Annotated in this window: 17 protein-coding genes; 7 read left to right on the top strand and 10 right to left on the bottom strand. The window is 72.8% G+C overall.

Features of this window, described 5'->3' with window-relative positions; translation table 11 throughout:
- Positions 1-81: 81 nt before the first annotated feature.
- From ACUP6Y_RS11140 to ACUP6Y_RS11130, 3 genes are all read right to left on the bottom strand, one after another.
- Positions 82-1,227 carry a calcium-binding protein gene (locus tag ACUP6Y_RS11140; RefSeq protein WP_462556312.1) on the bottom strand — a complete coding sequence of 382 codons (1,146 nt, stop codon included), beginning with the start codon at positions 1,225-1,227 and terminating at the stop codon, positions 82-84.
- Positions 1,228-1,255: 28 nt separating this feature from the next.
- Positions 1,256-2,389, bottom strand: a complete 1,134-nt coding sequence (locus ACUP6Y_RS11135; protein ID WP_462556310.1) for a calcium-binding protein — start codon at positions 2,387-2,389, stop codon at positions 1,256-1,258.
- Positions 2,390-2,554: 165 nt separating this feature from the next.
- Positions 2,555-3,646: a calcium-binding protein gene (locus ACUP6Y_RS11130; protein WP_462556307.1), complete on the bottom strand. Its 1,092-nt coding sequence runs from the start codon at positions 3,644-3,646 to the stop codon at positions 2,555-2,557.
- Between the two features lie 115 nt (positions 3,647-3,761).
- On the opposite strand from ACUP6Y_RS11130, the gene kstD reads away from it, so the two are divergent.
- From kstD to ACUP6Y_RS11110, 4 genes are all read left to right on the top strand, one after another.
- Complete coding sequence (kstD, locus tag ACUP6Y_RS11125; RefSeq protein ID WP_462556305.1) at positions 3,762-5,420, top strand: 3-oxosteroid 1-dehydrogenase; 1,659 nt, start codon at positions 3,762-3,764, stop codon at positions 5,418-5,420.
- Positions 5,410-6,297: a MaoC/PaaZ C-terminal domain-containing protein gene (locus ACUP6Y_RS11120; RefSeq protein ID WP_462556303.1), complete on the top strand. Its 888-nt coding sequence runs from the start codon at positions 5,410-5,412 to the stop codon at positions 6,295-6,297. Before kstD ends, ACUP6Y_RS11120 begins: the two co-directional genes overlap by 11 nt.
- Positions 6,298-6,422: 125 nt before the next feature.
- Positions 6,423-6,863 carry an OsmC family peroxiredoxin gene (locus ACUP6Y_RS11115; protein ID WP_462556301.1) on the top strand — a complete coding sequence of 147 codons (441 nt, stop codon included), beginning with the start codon at positions 6,423-6,425 and terminating at the stop codon, positions 6,861-6,863.
- Positions 6,864-6,891: 28 nt separating this feature from the next.
- Positions 6,892-7,482, top strand: a complete 591-nt coding sequence (locus ACUP6Y_RS11110; RefSeq protein WP_462556299.1) for a hypothetical protein — start codon at positions 6,892-6,894, stop codon at positions 7,480-7,482.
- Here ACUP6Y_RS11110 and rpe read toward each other — a convergent pair.
- On the bottom strand, positions 7,479-8,153 hold the full coding sequence (rpe, locus tag ACUP6Y_RS11105; protein WP_462556297.1) for a ribulose-phosphate 3-epimerase: 675 nt from the start codon (positions 8,151-8,153) through the stop codon (positions 7,479-7,481). The genes ACUP6Y_RS11110 and rpe overlap by 4 nt on opposite strands.
- Before the next feature lie 152 nt (positions 8,154-8,305).
- Here rpe and ACUP6Y_RS11100 point away from each other — a divergent pair, with 152 nt between their 5' ends.
- Positions 8,306-8,467 carry a hypothetical protein gene (locus ACUP6Y_RS11100; RefSeq protein WP_462556295.1) on the top strand — a complete coding sequence of 54 codons (162 nt, stop codon included), beginning with the start codon at positions 8,306-8,308 and terminating at the stop codon, positions 8,465-8,467.
- 87 nt (positions 8,468-8,554) lie between these two features.
- Here ACUP6Y_RS11100 and ligD read toward each other — a convergent pair whose 3' ends face one another.
- Together ligD and ACUP6Y_RS11090 are read right to left on the bottom strand one after the other, a co-directional pair.
- The gene (gene ligD / locus ACUP6Y_RS11095) at positions 8,555-9,502 is read right to left on the bottom strand and encodes a non-homologous end-joining DNA ligase (protein WP_462556293.1); all 948 of its coding nucleotides are present in this window, start codon (positions 9,500-9,502) and stop codon (positions 8,555-8,557) included.
- 15 nt (positions 9,503-9,517) lie between these two features.
- The gene (locus ACUP6Y_RS11090; RefSeq protein ID WP_462556291.1) at positions 9,518-10,063 is read right to left on the bottom strand and encodes an NUDIX domain-containing protein; all 546 of its coding nucleotides are present in this window, start codon (positions 10,061-10,063) and stop codon (positions 9,518-9,520) included.
- A 119-nt stretch (positions 10,064-10,182) separates the two neighbouring features.
- Between ACUP6Y_RS11090 and ACUP6Y_RS11085 the strand changes: the two genes are divergently transcribed.
- Positions 10,183-10,701, top strand: a complete 519-nt coding sequence (locus ACUP6Y_RS11085) for a SigE family RNA polymerase sigma factor (protein WP_462556289.1) — start codon at positions 10,183-10,185, stop codon at positions 10,699-10,701.
- Positions 10,698-11,507 (top strand): hypothetical protein, encoded by an 810-nt coding sequence (locus ACUP6Y_RS11080; RefSeq protein ID WP_462556287.1) that lies wholly within the window; start codon positions 10,698-10,700, stop codon positions 11,505-11,507. Before ACUP6Y_RS11085 ends, ACUP6Y_RS11080 begins: the two co-directional genes overlap by 4 nt.
- Positions 11,508-11,521: 14 nt before the next feature.
- Here the strand turns inward: ACUP6Y_RS11080 and ACUP6Y_RS11075 are convergent, their stop codons facing one another.
- The 4 genes from ACUP6Y_RS11075 to def are packed head-to-tail and all read right to left on the bottom strand — an operon-like array spanning position 11,522 to position 15,388.
- Positions 11,522-12,547, bottom strand: coding sequence for an LLM class flavin-dependent oxidoreductase (locus ACUP6Y_RS11075; protein ID WP_462556285.1), 1,026 nt, complete (start codon positions 12,545-12,547; stop codon positions 11,522-11,524).
- 39 nt (positions 12,548-12,586) lie between these two features.
- A complete protein-coding gene (locus tag ACUP6Y_RS11070; RefSeq protein ID WP_462556283.1) occupies positions 12,587-13,927 on the bottom strand; it encodes an RsmB/NOP family class I SAM-dependent RNA methyltransferase in 1,341 nt (446 codons plus the stop codon).
- Positions 13,920-14,846 (bottom strand): methionyl-tRNA formyltransferase, encoded by a 927-nt coding sequence (gene fmt / locus ACUP6Y_RS11065; RefSeq protein ID WP_462556281.1) that lies wholly within the window; start codon positions 14,844-14,846, stop codon positions 13,920-13,922. The genes ACUP6Y_RS11070 and fmt overlap by 8 nt, the downstream gene beginning before the upstream one ends.
- Positions 14,843-15,388 (bottom strand): peptide deformylase, encoded by a 546-nt coding sequence (gene def, locus ACUP6Y_RS11060; protein WP_462556279.1) that lies wholly within the window; start codon positions 15,386-15,388, stop codon positions 14,843-14,845. Before def ends, fmt begins: the two co-directional genes overlap by 4 nt.
- Positions 15,389-15,403: the final 15 nt, after the last annotated feature.

Raw genomic sequence — 15,403 nt, 5'->3', positions numbered from 1 at the left:
CGACGCGAGCGGGGCGCCGGACCGGCGGGTCCGACGCCCCGTGGCGGGAGTCGCTGGCGATCGGCCGCGATCAGTCGACGATCAGTCGACGATCGCGCGCCACCACACCGGGTGCGCGGCGCCCGGGTCGTAGTAGAACGGCGTGGCGCCGTACTGCACGCTCTCGCAGCCCCGGGTGCGCACCTTCTTCGCCCTCACGTTGAAGTAGACGGTGTCGACGCCGGCGCCGCAGCTGATCCGCAGGCCCCGAGCCGGGTCCTTGACGTAGAACGTGTCGTTGCCGGCCCCGCCCTTGATCACGGAGCGGGTGTCGAGGTCGCCGAGCCACATCGTGTCGTCACCCGCACCGCCGAGCGCCTTGAACAGGCCGGTCAGCAGGGCGCCCGGCTCGTCGTCGCCGAAGGCGTCGTTGCCGGGCCCGCCCTTGAGGACGTCGCCCTCGCCGGCGACCAGTCGGGAGTCGCCGTAGCTGAAGTAGCGCCAGTCGAAGTCGGAGTCGATGCCGTTGCGCAGGCTGTCGTCGCCGGGACCGCCGAGGATCCGGTCGCGCCCCGCACCGCCGACGACCAGGTCGTTGCCGGGACCGCCCTTGACCTTGTCGTCCCCGGCCTGGCCATCGACCACGTCGTCGCCGACGCCGCCGAGCGCCCGGTCGTCATCGTCACCGCCCACGACCACGTCGTTGCCGAGACCGCCCTTGAGCCGGTCGTTGCCGGCGCCGCCGCTCAGCTCGTCGTTCCCTGCGCCGCCGGTCAGCCGGTCCCTGCCCGCGTCGCCGGCCAAGCCCGCGCCGCGGTAGCCCGGACGGTCGTCGTCGACGATGGTCGGGTCGCCGTTGCCGGCCCGGATCCGGTCATCGCCGGCTCCGCCCCAGGCCTGGTCCCGCCCGTCGCCGGTGTCGATCCGGTCGTTGCCGGTCCCGCCCTCGAGGTAGTCGGCGCCGGCCTCGCCGAACAGCCGGTCGTTGCCCGCCCCGCCGGAGACCTGGTCGGCGCCGTTCCCGCCGAACAGGCGGTCGCTGCCGGCGCCGCCCTCGATCCGGTCGTCGCCGTCGCCGCCCCAGACCCGGTCCCTGCCGCCCAGCGCCAGGACCCGATCGGCGGCGGGGGTGCCGACGATCCTGTTCCCCTTCGGCGTGCCCACGAAGTCCTGCGCCACGGCAGGCGCGGCGAGCCCGGTCGCCAGGCTGGCCACGAGCGCGCAGCCCACCACGTTGGTCTTCCTCATCTGCTCTCCCAGGATTCTCGTGCGGGCGTCAGCCGCGCAGGCCGACCGTGCCGTCGGGGTCGAAGTGGAACGGGTCGCTGCCGTAGACCACGTTCTCGCAGCCCTTGGTCCGGACCTTCTTCACCTTGATGTTGAAGTAGACGGTGTCGGCCCCCTTGCCGCAGGACAGGCGCATCCCCTTGACCGGGTTCTTGACGTACACCGTGTCATTGCCCGCCCCGGGCCTGACCACGGCGCCGGGCGCGAGGTCGCCGACGTAGAAGATGTCGTCGCCGGCGCCGCCGAGCGCCCTGAACAGGCCGGTCAGCACCGAGACGTACTCGCCGTACTGCGTCTTGCTGTAGTAGCCGAAGGTGTCGTTGCCGGCGCCACCCTTCATCAGGTCGCCCTCGCCCTCATGCACCGACTCGAAGCGGTCGTTGCCGACGCCGCCGACGGCCCGGTCGCGACCCGCGCTGAGCTGGAACGAGTCGTCACCGGCGCCGCCCTTGAGCCGGTCGTCCCCGCCGCCGGTGCCCTCGATGTCGTCGTCGTCGACCAGCGAGTCGTTGCCGCCGCCGCCGACCAGTCGGTCGTCCCCCGTGCCGCCCACGAGGTAGTCGGCCCCGGCGCCGCCCCTGATCCGGTCGTCGTCGGCGCCACCGTAGAGGGAGTCGTTGCCGGTCCCGCCGACGAGCCGGTCGCGGCCGGAGTCGCCGTACAGGTCAGCGCCCTCGTACCCGACGACGACACCGAGGTAGTTGGTGAGCACCCGGGTCGGGTCGCCGTTGCCCGACCGCATCCGGTCGTTGCCCTCGCCGCCGTGGGCCTCGTCGGCGCCGTCGCCGGTGTCGATCCGGTCGTTGCCGAGGCCGCCGTAGATGACGTCGGCACCACCCTCGCCGTGGATGCGGTCGTTGCCCCCACCGCCGAGCAGCAGGTAGTCATTGCCGTTGCCGCCGTAGATCCGGTCGTTGCCGAGACCGCCCTCGATCCGGTCGTTGCCGTCCCCGCCCCACAGCCGGTCCTTGCCGCCGAGCCCCAGGATCTGGTCGTCGCCGGGAGTGCCGACGATCTTGTCCCCCTTCGGCGTGCCGGCGAGGTCCGACGCGACAGCAGGAGCGCTCGCCCCGAGCGCGAGGGTGGCCGCGAGGGCGCATCCCACCGCATTGATCTTCCTCATGTGAACTCCCAAGACATAGCGAGAGGATCTGCTCGCGCCGGGACGACGAGCGCCCGGCGCCCCGTCAACCTACCCAGCCCGCGCGGCCCCATCCCGGACGACCCGGCGCGTGGACGGGGCGCCGGGCCCGAAGGCCCGACGCCCCGCGTGTCGCTCAGCCTGAGCTCAGCGCGCGATGTGGCGCCACCAGACGTCCTGGGCGCCCTCGGCGTCCCAGTGGAAGGCGTCCTTGCCGTAGACGACGGTCTCGCAGCCCTTGGTCTTGACCTTCTTGACCTTGACGTTGAAGTAGATCGTGTCGAGGCCGGGGCCGCAGCTGATCCGCATCCCCTTGTAGGCGTTCTTCACGTACACCTTGTCGTTGCCGGGACCGGGCTTGACGACCGTCCCCTCGACCGGGTCGGCGATCACGATGGTGTCGTCGCCGGCGCCACCGAAGGCCTTGACCTCGCCGTGCAGGTAGCCACCCTCGGGGTCGCCGAGCAGGTCGTTGCCGGCACCGCCCTTGATCAGGTCGCCCTCGCCGGCCTCCTCCCAGAACCGGTCGTCACCGGCACCGCCGATGATCTTGTCCTTGCCCGGACCGCCGGAGAGGTTGTCGTTGCCCGGGCCGCCCTTGAGCTTGTCGTCGCCGGTGTCGCCGTAGAGGCTGTCGTTGCCGCCGCCGGCGAGGAGCTTGTCGTTGCCCTGGCCGCCGCCGAGGTAGTCCTGCCCCTCCGAGCCGCTCAGCTTGTCGTTGTCGTCGCCACCGTAGAGGTCGTCGTTGCCGAAGCCGCCCCACAGCTTGTCCCTGCCCTCGTCGCCGCTGAGGTAGCTGCCGCGATAGCCGCCCTGGTCGGCGTCGACCTGGGTCGGGTCGCCGTTGCCGGCACGGATCTTGTCGTTGCCCGCGCCGCCGCTGGCGGAGTCGGCTCCGTCGCCGGTGTTGATCTTGTCGTTGCCCAGACCGCCCTCGATGCTGTCGTTGCCGCCCTCGCCGAAGATCTTGTCGTTGCCGTCGCCGCCGAGCAGCGGGTAGTCGTTGCCGTTGCCGCCGTGGATCTTGTCCTTGCCCGGCCCGCCCTCGATGCGGTCGTTGCCCTCGCCGCCCCAGAGCTTGTCGTTGCCACCCATGCCGAGGATCCGGTCGGCGTCGGCGGTGCCGACGATCTTGTCCTTCTTCGGCGTGCCGACGAGATCCGCCGCCAGGGCCGGTGCCGCCGTACCGACGACGAGCGTCGCCGCGAAGGCGCACCCGAGTGCATTCAGCTTCTTCATGTATCTCTCCCAGACGGAGTCGTGGACGAATGATGCTCTTCGGCAGGTGCCCGTAGGACAGGAGTCGAAACCCCGTCCACCCCGGCCGTGAACTAGAACCTGTTACAGTTTTGCCATGAAGGACTCCTACGACGTCGTCGTGGTCGGCGCCGGTGGCGCCGGCATGTCGGCCGCGCTCGCCGCTGCCCACCAGGGTCTCGACACCGTCCTGGTCGAGAAGAGCGGACACTTCGGCGGCTCCACCGCCCGCTCGGGCGGCGGCGTATGGATCCCCGGCAACTACGCGCTCCGGGCGGCCGGCCAGGTCGACCCGGACGACCACGAGGCCGCGAGGACCTACCTCGACTCGATCGTCGGCGACGTCGTGCCGAAGGCGCGCCGCGACACCTACCTCGACCGCGGTCCCGAGGTCCTCGACTTCCTGCGCGAGCAGACCCCGCTGCGGTTCACCTGGGTCCCCGAGTACGCCGACTACCTGCCCGAGCAGCCGGGTGGGCGAGCGCGCGGGCGCAGCGTCGAACCCGTGCCGATGGACGCCCGCTTTCTCGGCGACGAGCTCGACCGGCTGCACCCGCCGTACACCAAGGCGCCGGCCAACCTGATCGTCACCCAGGCCGACTTCCGCAAGATCAGCCTCGGTCTGCGCACCCTGCGCGGCCCGCTGACCATGGTCAAGGTGATGGTCAAGCGGCTGCTGGCGATCCTCACCGGCAAGCGGATGTTCGCGATGGGCAACGCGATCGCCATCGGCCTGCGCAAGGGCCTGGTCGACGCCGGGGTGCCCGTCGCGTACGACACCGCGCTGCTCGACCTGCTCGTCGAGGACGACCGGGTGGTCGGCGTGGTCGTGGAGTCCGCCGGGCAGCGGCGCGAGATCCGGGCGCGGCGCGGCGTGATCCTCGGCTCCGGCGGCTTCGAGCACAGCCAGGAACTGCGCGAGAAGTTCCTCCCCCAGCCGACCTCGTCGGCATGGTCGACCGGTGCCGCGTCCAACACCGGCGCCGGCCTGCTCGCCGGTACGGCGGCCGGTGCCGCCACCGACCTGCTCGACGACGCCTGGTGGGGACCGACCATCCCGCTCCCCGGCCGCGCATGGTTCTGCCTGGCCGAGCGCAACCTGCCCGGCTCGATCATCGTGAACTCCGCGGGCGCGCGCTACATGAACGAGGCCCTCCCCTACGTCGAGGCCACCCACGAGATCTACCGGGGGCAGGCCACCGGCGTCGACCACGTGCCGTCGTACCTGGTCTTCGACCAGACCTACCGCAACCACTACCTCTTCGCCGGGGTCCCCGGGCGGCAGCCGTTCCCGGGGCGTTGGTACAAGGAGGGCGTGATCGTCCGGGCCGACACGCTCGCCGCGCTGGCCGCTCGAGTCGGCCTGCCCGAGGGCTCGCTCGACGCGACGGTGGCGCGGTTCAACGGCTTCGCCCGCTCCGGCGTCGACGAGGACTTCCACCGCGGCGAGTCGGCGTACGACAAGTACTACTCCGACCCGACCGTGAAGCCGAACTGCTCGCTCGCGCCGATCGAGAGGAGCCCCTTCTACGCCGTGAAGATCGTCCCCGGCGACCTCGGCACCAAAGGCGGCCTGGTCACCGACGAGCGGGCGCGGGTGCTGCGCGAGGACGGCTCGGTGATCCCCGGCCTGTACGCCGCCGGCAACGTCTCGTCGGCCGTCATGGGCAACACCTATCCCGGCCCGGGTGGCACGATCGGGCCAGCCATCGTGTTCGGATATCTCGCCGCAGAGGACATCGCCCATGCCGATTGACCCGTCCATCGCGATCGGCGCCGACCTCGGCGCCCGCACCTTCTCGTGGACCGAGTCCGACGTCCTGCTCTACCACCTCGGCATCGGCGCGGGCTCGCGGCCCGGGGACAACCTGTCCCCCGCCGCGCTGCGCTACACCCTCGACGACGCGGCACTGCAGGTGCTGCCCTCCTTCGGCGTCGTCGCCCCGACCTTCCACGAGACCGACCCGCCGCCGCTCGACCTGCCCGGGTGCGACATCAACCTGGCCCAGGTGGTCCACGGCTCGCAGTCCATCTCCGTGTCCGGGCCACTGCCCACGTCCGGCACCGCGACCGTGCGGACCTCGATCACCGATGTCTGGGACAAGGGCAAGGCCGCGGTGATCTGGCAGGAGGGCGTCGCCACCGCCGGCGCGGACGGCTCCGGCGAGGAGCTGTGGCGGGTGCGCTCGTCGATCTACGTGCGAGGCGAGGGAGGCTGGGGCGGCGACCGGGGCGCTGCTGCCCCGGTCATGGTGCCCGACCGGGACGCGGACCACGTGTCGTCGTACGCCGTGACTCCGCACCAGGCCCTGCTCTACCGCCTGTGCGGCGACCGCAACCCCCTGCACGCCGACCCCGGCTTCGCGAAGGGCGCCGGCTTCCCCGCCCCGATCCTGCACGGACTGTGCTCCTACGGCATCGTGCTGCGCGAGCTCACCGACGGCCTGCTCGGCGGCGACGCCACCCAGGTCGGCGGCTTCACCGGGCGGTTCGCCGGCGTCGTGTTCCCGGGCGAGACGATCCGGGTCGCGGGCTGGCGGGAGGGCTCCTCGATCATCGGCTCGGCGAGCATCGCGGGCGGCGAGCGGGACGGGTCGCCGGTGCTCGCGGACTGCGTGCTGTCAGTGGGGTAGCGCCGGGCGTCGGTTTCTCAAGGGATGCAGCCAGCCCGACGCTTCCCAGTCCAAATTCGAGCTGGGAAGTGCAGGTTTCCCGACATACCTTGGGAAACCGACAACCCCGACGAAAGGTGTTCTCCATGCCCACTCGCACCGGACGCACCGCCTGGAACGGCGGCCTGCAGGACGGCACCGGCCAGGTCGAGCTGACCTCCTCGGGCGCCGGCACCTTCGACGTCTCCTTCCCGAAGCGCGCCGCCGACGACGCCGACGGCACCACCAGCCCCGAGGAGCTGATCGGCGCCGCACACTCGGCCTGCTACGCCATGTCGCTGTCGAACGAGATCGCCCAGGCCGGCGGTACGCCGATCGCGCTCGACGTCACCGCCGCCGTCACCCTCGGCCCGGACCCGGCCGGCGGCTTCCAGATCGCCGGGATCGTGCTGACCGTGCGCGCCGAGGTCGAGGGGCTCGACGCCGCGGGCTTCGACGCCGCCGCGGGCGCGGCCAAGGTCGGCTGCCCGGTGAGCAAGGCACTGAGCGCCGTTCCGATCACGCTGGACGCGGCGCTGGAGAGCTGAGTCTGGACCCACGGCTAGGGTCCGGGGCATGGAAGTCCGCCTGCCCGCCCCCGCGGGCGGCCGCCCGCTCATCGCCTTCGTCGCACTCGCCGTCGGCGGCGTGCTGATCGTCGCTCCCCTCGTCGCGATCCTCGGCCGGGGTCTGGAGTCGCTCGACCGCCTCGATGCGGTGATGCTCGCCCTCGCCGGGCTGGTGATCCTCGGCTGGGGCGGCTATCGCCTCGCCGGACGCCGCGCGCGCCTGCGCCATGCGACCGACGTGCAGCTCGACGGCGTCGGCGTCACCGTGCGCGGCGCCGACGTCGCGGCCCTGCTCGCCTGGCCCGACGTCGCCCTGGTCGAGGTGCGCTGGTGGCAGATCGTGCCGCCGTACGTCGAGGAGGCCCGCCATCTGCCGGTGCTGCGCTTCGTCGCCCGCCACGACGGCGACGTCACCGTGAGCGGCACCCCGGGGATCAGCGCCGACCTGGCCCACGCCTTCGCGATCACACCGTCGGCCGCGGCGCTGAGCGTCGTGGTCGGACCGGAGGCGCTGGGTGCGCTGCAGCAGGTGCTCGCCTGGGTCGAGGGCAACCGGCCCGACGTGGCGCTCGAGGTCGGCGCGCCGCCCGAGATCTAGCGTCGCTGGGACGCCGCGCTCTCGGCCTGGGCGCGCAGCGCGGCGACCATCGCGTCGGGGTCCTCGGCCGAGTAGACCGCCGAGCCGGCGACGAACACGTCGGCGCCCGCCTCCGCGCAGCGCTCGATGGTCTCCAGCGAGACGCCGCCGTCGACCTGCAGCCAGGTCTGGAGGCCGTGCCGCTCCATCAGCGCGCGGGCACGGCGGATCTTGGGCAGGCACAGGTCGAGGAACCGCTGGCCGCCGAAGCCGGGCTCGACGGTCATGATCAGGACCATGTCGAGCTCGGGGAGCAGGTCCTCGTAGGGCTCGATCGGGGTCGCCGGCTTGAGCGCCATCGACGCCCGCGCGCCGGCCGCCCGGATCTCGCGCGCGAGCCGCACCGGGGCCTTCGCCGCCTCGACGTGGAAGGTGACCGAGCCACAGCCGGCCTCGACGTACGCCGGTGCGTTGCGGTCGGCGTCCTCGATCATCAGGTGCGCGTCGAGCGGCGCCGGGCTCACCCGGGCCAGCGCCTCGACCATCGCCGGCCCGAAGGTCAGGTTCGGGACGAAGTGGTTGTCCATGACGTCGACATGCACCCAGTCGGCGCCCGGGATCCGGGCGACCTCCTCACCGAGTCGGGCGAAGTCGGAGTTGAGGATCGACGGAGTGATCTGGATGTGGCCCACGGGCGGCCAGTCTAGGACGTGCGGTACGTCGGGCCTGATCGAGGCGGCGGCGCCCCTGAGCCCGATCCCCGCGGCTCGCGCGGATATCCCTTGCCTCTGGCCGAGATGGGTCGATCATGGGAGGACCAGCACCTCTTGGGGGGAGGCACCCGATGCCCATGATGAACAGTGAGGCCCGCAAACGGGCCGTCGAGCGCGAGACGATGCCCGACCCGGGAGCCGTGGACGGTGACGGGCGCGACGGCGACGCCGAGCCCGAGGACACCGCCGACAGCGGCCTGAGCGCCGACCGACCGGGTCAGCTCAGCGCCTGACCGATCGCGACCACGCCCGGCAGCACCGTGGCGGCGTCGCCCATCGTCGTCTGTCCGGGTGCGGCATCGAGCGCCGGGCCGTGGAGGTCAGTCATCGGGCTCCTCCTCGTCGCCGGTCGCGTCGCGCTCGGCCCACTCCAGCAGCGGGCTGATGTCGAAGACGTGGTCGTCGATGTCGTGATGCAGGTCGCCGAGCTCGGCGAACCGCGCGGGGACCGTGCGGATGGTGAACTCGCGCGGGTCGGCGTCGTCGACCTCGTCCCAGCGGATCGGGGTCGACACCCGGGCGTCGGGCAGGCCGCGCACGGAGTACGCCGCCGCGATGGTGTGGTCGCGCGCGTTCTGGTTGTAGTCGACGAACACCGCCGCCGGGTCGCGGTCCTTCTTCCACCAGGTCGTGGTGACCAGCTCGGGAGCCCGCCGCTCGACCTCGCGGGCGAAGGCGAGCGCGGCGCGACGTACGCCCTTGTGGTCGTGCTCGGGCCTGATCCGCACGTAGACGTGCAGGCCCTTGCTGCCGCTGGTCTTGGGATAGCCGACGGCGCCGAGCTCGTCGAGCACCTCGTGGGCCACGTGGGCGACCCTGCGGACGTCGTCGTACGTCGAGGCCGGGCCCGGGTCGAGGTCGATCCGCCACTCGTCGGGCATCTCGGTGGCGCCGCGGCGGCTGTTCCACGGGTGGAACTCGACGGTCGACATCTGCACCGCCCAGATCACCGAGGCCAGCTCGGTCACGCACAGCTCGTCGGCGGTGCGCTTCCAGCGCGGGAAGAACAGCTGCACCGTCTCGACCCAGTCGGGCGCGCCGGCAGGGAGCCGCTTCTGATGCACCTTGTCCCCGTCGAGGCCCTTCGGGAACCGGTGCAGCATGCACGGGCGCTCCCACAGGGCATTGACGATCCCCTCGCCGACGGCGAGGTAGTACTCGACGAGGTCGAGCTTCGTGGCGCCGATCTCGGGGAAGTAGACCCGGTCCGGGTTGCTCACCCGGACCACGCGGCTCTCGACCTCGATCTCGACCGCGGGGGACGCCATGGCGCGAGGGTACCGTCAGCCGACCCGGCCCAGGGCGACCAACGCGAGCAGCAGGCAGGCCAGGCTCTCGCCGTCGGCGATCTCGCCGCGGCCGACCCGGGCGAGCAGGTCGGCGAGGGGCACCCGGTGAACGGCGCGGATGCCGTCCTCGAGCATGGCGTCGTCGCCGACGTGCCGCAGGCCGCGGGCGAGGTAGACCACCTCCGGCGCATGCGCGACGCCGATCAGCGCGTTCATCCGGCCGATCTCCTGCCACTGCTCGGCGACCAGCCCGGTCTCCTCGCGCAGCTCGCGCTGCGCGGCCACGAGCGGATCCTCGCCGTCGGACCCGCCCGCCGGCAGCTCGAGCGACGCCCGCTCACCGGTCGTGTAGCGGTCGATCTCGACGAGCACGACCTCGTCGTCCTCGGTGAGCGGCACGACGAACACCGCCGGGTTGCGCACCTCCACGACACCGTAGATGCCCTCGCTGCCGTCGGGACGGACCACCTCGTCCTCGCGGACCCGGATCCACGGGTTCTCGTACGCGATCCGGGTCGTCCGCTGCTGCCAGGGCTGCATCCGACCAACCTAGACGGGGCCTATCGTGAGCGGGTGGACTTCGACCGGCTCGACGCGCGGGGCTACCCGCGCCACGTGCTGGTCTGACCTGTCACGCGGCCCGGGGTCTGGAGCGTCAGGTGGGTGTGAAGGCAGACCGGCAGGCCGAGGAGTTCTCCGCGTTCGTGCGCGAGACCGGCACCCAGCTCCACCATGCGGCGATGCTGCTGACGGGCGACCATCACCTTGCGGAGGACCTCACCCAGGCGACCTACGCCAAGGTCTTCGTTCGCTGGCGGCGGGTGCGCACGACGGACAGCCCGATGGCGTACGCCCGTACGACGCTGCTCAACACCTTCCTGTCGCACCGGCGGCTGCGCCGCAGCGGCGAGCGGCCGAGCGACCTCACCGACGCCGACCTGGGCCCGCCGGAGACCGGTCCCGACCCGGACCTGCGAGTCGACCTGCTCGCCGCGCTGGCCGGCCTCGCCCCGCTCGACCGCGCCGTCGTGGTGCTCCGCTACTGGGAGGACCACAGCGTCGCCGACACCGCCGCCGGCCTCGGGATCAGCGAGTCGGCGGTGCGCACCCGCGCCCGCCGCGCCCTGCTGCGGCTGCGCCCCCTGATCGACCCGATCTCCGAGAGGACCCACCCATGACCGATCTCGACTCCCTCGACCCCCTCATCGCCGCGGCGCTGCGCGAGCGGCTGCGCGACGAGCGCCCCGACCTCGAGCACCTCGCGGCGACCTCCCTGGCCTCCGGGGAGCGGCTGCGCCGGCGTCGGCGCCTCGCCTTCTCCGGCGCCGTGGCCGGCGTGGCCGTGGTCGCCGGCGTCTCGGTGGCGGCAGGCGTCCTGTCGGGCGGCGGTACGGCGGCGCGGGACCGCTCGGTCGCCACGGCCCCCACGACCGCTCCTGTCGCCGGGCTGCAGGTCGGCCAGGTGCTCGACCTCGGCGACGGCCTCGTCGCGACCATCCGGTCCGACGAGGACGGCCTCTACGAGCTGGGCGCGAGCACGCTGCCCGGCGCCGGCAGCGGTTTCGTCGCCGTCGTCTCCGGGCCCACCGACCGGATCGAGGCGTGGTGGTCCGACGGCTTCGGCACGCTGAGCGAGGACTGGCCCGGGATCACCGTCGCCGTCTCCATGGCCGACGCGGACGCCCTCGGCATGCTCGGCCGGCTCGACGAGGCGCCGGTCACCGTGCCGTCCGGCTGGACCTGTGAGTGGTTCCTGATCGACGACAAGGCCGCCTGCGCCGCCGACGACGGCGGCGTGGCCAGCCTGGTGATCCGCGACGCAGCCGAGCGCGACGAGTGGCTCTCGTCCCCCGACAAGGGCGCCGAGCCGGGCGTCTACGTGACCGAGGTCCACGACGGGATCTTCATCAGCGTCCAGGGCGGCCGGGGCACCGCCGACGCCGAGGTCCAGGAGCTCGGCAAGGGACTGGTCTGGGTCGAGTGAGCACCTGGCGCAGGTCAGCGCCAGCCCAGCTCCGGCGCGACGTGGGTGAGGATCGACTCGAGCACGTGTGCGTTGTAGTCGACGCCGAGCTGGTTGGGGACGGTGAGAAGCAGCGTGTCCGCCTCGGCGATGGCCTCGTCGCCGCGCAGCTGCTCGATCAGCTGGTCCGGCTCGGCGGCGTACGAGCGACCGAAGATCGCGCGCATGTTGTCGATCTGGCCGACCTGGTCGTCGTCGGGACGGCCGCCGAAGTACATCCGGTCCTCGTCGGAGACGAGCGGGAAGATCGACCGGCTGACCGAGACCCGCGGCTCACCCGCGCGCCCGGCCGACGCCCAGGCCTCGCGGAAGACCCGGATCTGCTCGGCCTGCTGGACGTGGAACGGCTGGCCGCTCTCGTCCTCCTTGAGCGTGGAGCTCATCAGGTTCATGCCGAGCTCGGCGGCCCAGCGGGCGGTGCCGTTGGAGGCGGCGCCCCACCAGATCCGGTCACGCAGGCCCTCGGAGTGCGGCTCGAGGCGGAGCAGGCCGGGCGGGTTGGCGAACATCGGGCGCGGGCTCGGCTCGGCGAAGCCCTCACCGCGCAGCGCCTCCAGGAACACCTCGGTGTGCCGGCGCGCCATGTCGGCCTCGGTCTCGCCCTCGGCGGGCGCGTAGCCGAAGTACCGCCAGCCGTCGACGACCTGCTCCGGTGATCCGCGGGAGATGCCGAGCTGCAGCCGCCCGCCGGAGATGAGATCGGCGGCGCTCGCGTCCTCGACCATGTACATCGGGTTCTCGTAGCGCATGTCGATGACACCCGTGCCGATCTCGATCCGGCTGGTGCGGGCACCGATGGCCGCGAGCAGCGGGAACGGGCTCGCGAGCTGGCGGGCGAAGTGGTGGACCCGGAAGTACGCGCCGTCCGCGCCCAGCTCCTCCGCCGCGACGGCGAGGTCGATGGACTGCACCAGGGTGTCCGCGGCGGTCCGGGTCTGGGAGTGCGGGCTCGGCGTCCAGTGGCCGAACGAGAGGAACCCGATCTTCTTGGCAGATGTCACAGGTGGTTGAACCGTCAACCACTCTCGGCTATTCCGGGATCAATCCCGGCGCAGCAGCGCGAGGAACATCGCGTCGGTGCCGTGCCGGTGCGGCCAGAGCTGGACCGTGCCGGGCAGCGGCCCCTCCGCGTCCGGTACGGCGGGCAGCGCGGCGGTCACGTCGTCGAGCCGCAGCCCCGGGTCGGCCGCCAGCGCCGCGGTGACGACGTCGGCGGTCTCGGCGAGCACCGGCGAGCAGGTCGCGTACAGCAGCGCGCCACCGGGCCGCAGCACCCGGACCGCCTCGGCCAGCATGGCCCGCTGCAGGCCGGCCAGCTCGGTCACGTCGGCGGGGCGACGTCGCCAGCGGGCCTCGGGACGGCGACGCAGGGCGCCGAGCCCGGTGCAGGGCGCGTCGAGCAGGATCCGGTCGGCGCTCGCGTCGCCGAACGGCGCGCGGGTGGCGTCGGCCCGCACGACGCCGGCCAGGCCGCCACTCGACGCGGCGGCCCGCGCGACCAGCCGAGCCCGGTGGTGGTGCAGCTCCACGCCGGTCAGGCTCGCTCCCCGCCCGGCGGCCAGCGCCGCGAGGAGCGACGCCTTGCCGCCCGGCCCCGCGCACAGGTCGACCCAGCGCTCGTCGCGGCCCTCGACCGGCGCTCCGGCCAGGGCCAGCGCGACCAGCTGGGAGCCCTCGTCCTGAACCCCGGCGCGACCCTCGGCCACCGCCGCGATGCCCGCGGGGTCGCCGCCGTCCAGCACGACGCCGTACGGCGAGTACGGGGTCGGCGTACCGGGGAGCTCCTCGCGCGACGCCAGGCCCGGCCGGGCGACCAGGGTGACCCTCGGCGTGTCGTTGTCGGCGGCCAGCAGCGCGGGCAGCTCGTCGTCGCGGTCGCCGAGCGCGCGGCGCAGCTCGTCGACCACCCAGGCCGGGTGGCTGTGGGCGAGTGCCAGATCGTCCGGTGCGATCTCGGCGAGCCAGGTCGGCAGGTCCCGGGCGGCCACCTTGCGCAGCACGGCGTTGCTGAACCCGGCCGCACCCTGGCTCGCCTGCTCGCGCACCAGCGTCACCGTCGTGTCGATCGCGGCGTGGGTCGGGACCCGCATCGCGAGCAGCTGATGGACGCCCAGCCGCAGCGCGTCGAGCACCTTCGCCTCGACCTTGCGCAGCGGCCGGTCGATGCACGCGGCCAGCACGGCGTCGTAGGTGCCCTGCCGACGGATCGTGCCTGAGGCCAGCTCGGTGGTGAAGGCGGCGTCGCGGCCGGTCAGGCCGTGCCGGGCGAGGGCCGCGGGGAGCAGCAGGTTGGTGTAGCCGTCGTCGACCCGCACCGCCTTCAGCACCTCGAAGGCCGCCAGCCGGGCCGGGTCGACCGCCCGGCGCCGCTGCCTACTCAAAGGCCGCGGTCTCCGGCAGTCGTACGCCGCGCGCCCAGTCGGCCGCTCCCATCTGCCTCTTCCCGAACGCCTTCACCTCGGTGAGCCGGACCGGGTCGGTCGCCGTACCGACCAGGACCTCGTTCTTGCCCACCTGGATCGAGCCCGGCGCGAGCGAGGGACCGCCGGTGACGATCTCGACCCGGCCGAGCTTGACCCGCTCGCCGTCGAGGATGGTCCAGGCGCCGGGGCCGGGGGTGCAGGCACGGATCCTGCGGTCGACGCCGACCGCCGGCTCCTTCCAGTCCACCCGGGCGTCGTCGACGCTGATCTTCGGCGCCAGGCTGATCCCGTCGGCCGGCTGCTCACGGGCCTCGAGGGAGCCGTCGGCGATGCCGTCGAGGGTGGCGACCAGCAGGCTCGCGCCGCCCTCGGCCAGTCGGCCGAGCAGGTCGCCGGCGGTGTCGGTGGGCCGGATCCGCTCGGTCATCACACCGAAGGTCGGGCCGGCGTCGAGCGCCTCGACGATGCGGAAGGTGGTGGCGCCGGTGTACTCGTCGCCACCCCAGATCGAGTGCTGCACCGGCGCCGCGCCGCGCCAGGCCGGCAGCACCGAGAAGTGCAGGTTGACCCAGCCGTGGACCGGGATGTCGAGGGCACTGCGCGGGATGAGGGCGCCGTACGCCACCACGGGGCAGCAGTCCGGCTCCAGCGCCTTCAGCGCGTCTTGGAACTCGGGGTCGCGCGGATGCGCCGGCTTGAGCACGGGTACGCCGAGCTCCTCGGCTCGCTGCGCCACCGGGCTCGGCGTCAGCTTGCGGCCGCGGCCGGCAGGCGCGTCGGGACGGGTGACGACGCCGACCAGCTCGTGGCCGGACGCGGCGACCGCGTCGAGCGCAGGGACGGCGACCTCGGGGGTGCCGGCGAAGACCACCCTCATCGACCGAAGCCTCCCGTCGCATGCGGGGAGACCCTGATCGTCGGCTTGTCCAGGCCGAACCACTCCGACTCGCGGATCTCCCTCATCGCGGCCTTGCGGCCCGCGTCGTCGAGCCGGTCGATGAACAGGATCCCGTCGAGGTGATCGGTCTCGTGCTGGATCGCCCGCGCGAGCAGGTCGGAGCCCTCGATCGTCACCGGCTCGCCCTGCATGTCGAAGCCGCTCGCGACCACGGACAGCGCGCGCAGGCAGTCGTAGGTCAGCTCGGGCAGCGACAGGCAGCCCTCGGGGCCGTCCTGGGTCTCGTCCGACAACCGCAGGCTCGGGTTGACGAGGTGCCCGACCTCGCCGTCGACGTACCAGGTGAACACCCGCAGGCCCACACCGATCTGGGGCGCGGCCAGGCCGGCGCCGGGCGCGTCGAGCATGGTGTCGGTCAGGTCGGTGACCAGCTGGCGCAGCTCGGCGTCGAAGTGGACGACCTCGATCGCGGGCTTGCGCAGGACGGGGTCGCCGAAGAGTCGGATGGGTCGGATCGCCACCGCGTCAGCCTAGTG

This window comes from Nocardioides sp. S5-5, assembly GCF_054954065.1.
Note: the sequence above shows the minus strand (reverse complement) of the source record. Positions and strands in the feature narration are given on the sequence as shown.

Coding starts and splice junctions, on each gene's coding strand:
- ACUP6Y_RS11140 (WP_462556312.1), bottom strand. CDS start 1,227: ATGAGGAAGACCAACGTGGTGGGCTGCGCGCTCGTGGCCAGCCTGGCG.
- ACUP6Y_RS11135 (WP_462556310.1), bottom strand. CDS start 2,389: ATGAGGAAGATCAATGCGGTGGGATGCGCCCTCGCGGCCACCCTCGCG.
- ACUP6Y_RS11130 (WP_462556307.1), bottom strand. CDS start 3,646: ATGAAGAAGCTGAATGCACTCGGGTGCGCCTTCGCGGCGACGCTCGTC.
- kstD (WP_462556305.1), top strand. CDS start 3,762: ATGAAGGACTCCTACGACGTCGTCGTGGTCGGCGCCGGTGGCGCCGGC.
- ACUP6Y_RS11120 (WP_462556303.1), top strand. CDS start 5,410: ATGCCGATTGACCCGTCCATCGCGATCGGCGCCGACCTCGGCGCCCGC.
- ACUP6Y_RS11115 (WP_462556301.1), top strand. CDS start 6,423: ATGCCCACTCGCACCGGACGCACCGCCTGGAACGGCGGCCTGCAGGAC.
- ACUP6Y_RS11110 (WP_462556299.1), top strand. CDS start 6,892: ATGGAAGTCCGCCTGCCCGCCCCCGCGGGCGGCCGCCCGCTCATCGCC.
- ACUP6Y_RS11100 (WP_462556295.1), top strand. CDS start 8,306: ATGCCCATGATGAACAGTGAGGCCCGCAAACGGGCCGTCGAGCGCGAG.
- ligD (WP_462556293.1), bottom strand. CDS start 9,502: ATGGCGTCCCCCGCGGTCGAGATCGAGGTCGAGAGCCGCGTGGTCCGG.
- ACUP6Y_RS11090 (WP_462556291.1), bottom strand. CDS start 10,063: ATGCAGCCCTGGCAGCAGCGGACGACCCGGATCGCGTACGAGAACCCG.
- ACUP6Y_RS11080 (WP_462556287.1), top strand. CDS start 10,698: ATGACCGATCTCGACTCCCTCGACCCCCTCATCGCCGCGGCGCTGCGC.
- fmt (WP_462556281.1), bottom strand. CDS start 14,846: ATGAGGGTGGTCTTCGCCGGCACCCCCGAGGTCGCCGTCCCTGCGCTC.